This window comes from Bacillus sp. 05T31 (assembly GCF_056396725.1).
This window is the reverse complement of record NZ_JBFTMA010000423.1, coordinates 1-3,764: the sequence shown is the minus strand read 5'-3', so window position 1 is coordinate 3,764 and position 3,764 is coordinate 1. Positions and strand designations below refer to the sequence as shown.

Genomic DNA, 3,764 nt, shown 5'->3' with positions numbered 1-3,764 from the left:
TTCAAAAACGATGAACACAACAAGATTAGTGCATACGCTCTAAGTTTGTTGTGTGTGATAGGCGATAGCAGTTTTATCCCGCGTTTGAGGGCGGTAAAACTCCCACCTCAAAATTCAGCTGGAGCAAAGAAGTTAGGTGGGAGCCCTGCTGCCCGTAAACGCCCGATTGGTGAGGGCTAATAATCAGTGGGGGGATGAACAAAACCCCCACTGATTAAAGTTTCGCTTTATGGATGATTAGAAAATTTCCTGCATCTAAAGTACAAAAGTGAAAATAAAGTTTGTGTATACAGTTGTTTTTGTGGGACTTTACAAAACTTTTACAAATAATTAAAACCGAATTAATAGTTTAGCAGTATTCTTATATCTGTAATCCTGTTATTTCCGGTTACTTCTAGGAGGAAGAACACGTGAAATGGATGAGCGCATCGATTAAAGTTTTGACATTATCGACATGTTTCCTTTGTTTTAATATGTCTACTGCATTCGCTACAAATGAAATGGGAGAAGTGAGAGTTGATGGATCCTCAACGGTTTTCCCCATTATAGAGGCAGTAGCAGAGGAATATACAAAGGCCCATCCAAACGTGAAAATTTCTATTAGTATTTCTGGGACAGGGGGAGGATTTAATCGTTTCAGTAAAGGAGAAGTAGATATAAACAATGCTTCGAGATTGATGAAACCGGTAGAAGAAAATGCAATGCAGAAAAAATCCATTCAATTTACACCATTTGAGGTTGCTTATGACGGTCTAACGATTGTTGTGAATCGTCAAAATACGTGGGTAAACAATATGACGATAGACGAGTTACGTCTATTATGGAGTGAAAATGGAAGATTGAAACGATGGTCACAAATTCATTCATCATGGCCTCGTGAACAAGTTAAATTTTATGCGCCAGGCGTAGACTCTGGTACTTATGATTATTTCCAAAATGTTGTCTTACAAAATAATCGCCTTGTAAAAACGGTTTCTTTGTCTGAAGACGATCAAGTTATTATGCAAGGGGTAATGAATGATAAAAATGCCATTGCTTTTGTAGGATATGCTTATTATATGGCCAATCGAGATAAGGTAAAAGCAATACAGGTGGATGGTGTATTTCCAACGAAAGAGACCATTCAGTCGGGTACGTATAAGCCATTATCTAGGCCGCTATTTACGTATGTGAATCATGCATCTACCAGAAATAAAATTAATGTAGCAAATTATGTTGAGTTTATGATTAAGCATGTTGGAAGCCTTGCTGAAGAGGTCGGATATGTAAAATTACCAAAAGAAAAATATAATGAACAGCTGCGAATGTTAACAGAAATAAAAAGGTAATGTCAGGGTGGARAGGGGTTTTCATCTTTGGCTCATAAWGACAAAARTCAAATTACATTTTCTGTACAACATTTGATTGAGAGAAATACAAATAGAAGAAAAAAAACGCAGCGAATCAATCGAATTGTTCCGTTAATACTAAAAGCCATTGCTAGCGTGTCCATTGTAACGACACTTGGAATTATTATTACGTTGGCAAATGAAACAATCATGTTTTTTCAAAAGATATCATTGTATTCTTTTTTGACAGAAAAGGAATGGTTACCTTTTTTTGAAGATCCAAAATTCGGTATATTACCACTTATATGTGGAACAATCCTTGTAACAGCAATTGCCATGTTCGTAGCAATTCCTATTGGTTTAGGTTGTGCCGTGTTTTTAAGCGAATACGCTTCGAATGGCGCTCGGAAAATATTAAAACCGTTGTTAGAGCTACTAGCAGGCATCCCGACAATTGTATATGGTTTTTTCGCGTTAACAGTTGTCACACCACTTTTACAACGGGTTATACCAGATTTGCAGTTTTTTAATGCTATTAGTCCAGGTATTGTTATAGGGTTTATGATGATACCGACGATTGCGTCTCTCTCTGAAGATGCGATGAGAGCTGTAGCGAAAGGAATTAAAGAAGCCTCATTAGCGCTAGGAGCAACTCGTTTTGAGATGGTAAAACAAGTGGTGTTTCCATCGGCTTTTACGGGCATAATGGCAGCGATTATATTAGCAGCTTCCAGGGCAATTGGTGAAACGATGATTGTTGTTATTGCAGCTGGATCAACACCTAATGTATCGATAGATCCGACTCATTCTATTCAAACATTAACAGCCTATATTGTACAAGTGAGTTTAGGTGATGCTCCGCACGGAACGATTACTTATTACAGCATGTATGCTGTAGGTGCAACGTTATTTATGTTTACTTTTATTATGAATATCATTTCGCAATATATTATGCGCCGTTTTAGGAGGTTGACATAATATGCGAATGTTAAACCATAAGAACATACAAGAAAATATGGCATCGCGTTTTTTAAAGGATCGGATTTACAAGTGTTTGTTTTATATAGCAATTTTGTTTTCAGTAGTAATACTTTTTATATTGCTTTTTCAAATTTTTGAAAAAGGTATAAGTTATCTTTCAATAGATTTCTTTACAAACTTCGCCTCACGTAATCCGAGAGAAGCTGGGATTGTCGCTGCTTTGTCAGGAACAATACTATTTATGAGCATTGTTATACCAGTCTCTTTTATATTTGGAGTCGGAACCGCTCTTTATTTAGAGCATTATGCGAAGGAGTCCGTTTTTAAAAAGTTAATTGAATTAAATAATCAAACATTAGCAGGGGTACCTTCCGTTGTGTTTGGTTTACTCGGRTTAACTATTTTCGTATACGCTCTCCATTTGGGAGAGAGCATAATGGCAGCGGCACTGACGATGAGTTTACTCGTCTTACCAACTGTTGTTGTAGCTAGTCAAGAAGCGATTCGAACTGTGCCGAGCTCATTACTAGAGGCTTCTTACGGATTAGGTGCTACGAAATGGCAAACGATGTATCAAATTGTATTGCCAGTCGCTTTGCCAGGGATTGTAACGGGATGTACGTTAGCGGTATCGAGAGCAATTGGTGAGGCAGCACCATTATTAGTTATTGGGGCCCTTGCCTTTGCAAATTATGTTCCGTTCAGTATGTTTGATAGATTTACGGTTTTACCAATTCAAATTTTTAATTGGATGAGTAGACCACAAGAAGAATTTCARTATGTAGCAGCAGCTGGGATGATTGTTTTGCTAGGATTGTTGCTCTTTATAAATATATTTGTCTTATGGTTACGAAATCGAAAATAAGTTGGAAGTGGATGAAAGGGGAATTCAAATGGTAGCAACAGTAGTAAATGTACAGGTGAAAAATGAGAAAAAGATTGAGACAGCACCAAAAAAAATAGTATTTGATACGAAAAATTTAAATTTATGGTACGGAGAAGACCATGCTTTAAAAGATATCAACTTAAGTATTCATGAGAATGAAGTAACAGCGATTATCGGTCCAAGTGGTTGTGGGAAATCAACATACTTAAAAACGCTAAATCGTATGGTAGAGTTAGTGCCTATCGTTCGAACTACGGGCGTTATCGAATATAGAGAACGAAACATATTTGATAAATCATATCCGGTTGAAGAATTACGTACGCATGTGGGTATGGTGTTCCAAAAGCCAAATCCATTCCCAAAATCTATTTATGAAAATGTAGCATATGGTCCGAAAATCCATGGTGTTCGTGACAAAAAAACACTTGATGAAATTGTTGAAAATAGCTTGCGCGGCGCAGCTATTTGGGATGAGTTAAAAGATCGTTTGCATGATAATGCATACGGTTTATCTGGTGGTCAGCAACAACGTCTATGCATTGCACGCTGCTTAGCGATTGAGCCAGACG

The 3,764-nt window shown here is 37.3% G+C and carries 4 protein-coding genes and 1 pseudogene; all 5 read left to right on the top strand.

Going from position 1 to position 3,764, the window contains the following annotated elements; translation table 11 throughout:
- A pseudogene (locus tag AC1DJR_RS20980) lies at nt 1-180 on the top strand (hypothetical protein); the annotation flags it as partial.
- A 230-nt stretch (nt 181-410) separates the two neighbouring features.
- Complete coding sequence (locus tag AC1DJR_RS20975) at nt 411-1,328, top strand: PstS family phosphate ABC transporter substrate-binding protein (RefSeq protein WP_429686905.1); 918 nt, start codon at nt 411-413, stop codon at nt 1,326-1,328.
- A gap of 27 nt (nt 1,329-1,355) precedes the next feature.
- Nucleotides 1,356-2,306 carry a phosphate ABC transporter permease subunit PstC gene (gene pstC, locus AC1DJR_RS20970; RefSeq protein ID WP_477003420.1) on the top strand — a complete coding sequence of 317 codons (951 nt, stop codon included), beginning with the start codon at nt 1,356-1,358 and terminating at the stop codon, nt 2,304-2,306.
- A 1-nt stretch (nt 2,307) separates the two neighbouring features.
- Nucleotides 2,308-3,174, top strand: a complete 867-nt coding sequence (pstA, locus tag AC1DJR_RS20965; RefSeq protein WP_002088645.1) for a phosphate ABC transporter permease PstA — start codon at nt 2,308-2,310, stop codon at nt 3,172-3,174.
- Between the two features lie 28 nt (nt 3,175-3,202).
- On the top strand, nt 3,203-3,764 hold a 562-nt coding region (gene pstB, locus AC1DJR_RS20960), incomplete at its 3' end, for a phosphate ABC transporter ATP-binding protein (protein ID WP_477003419.1).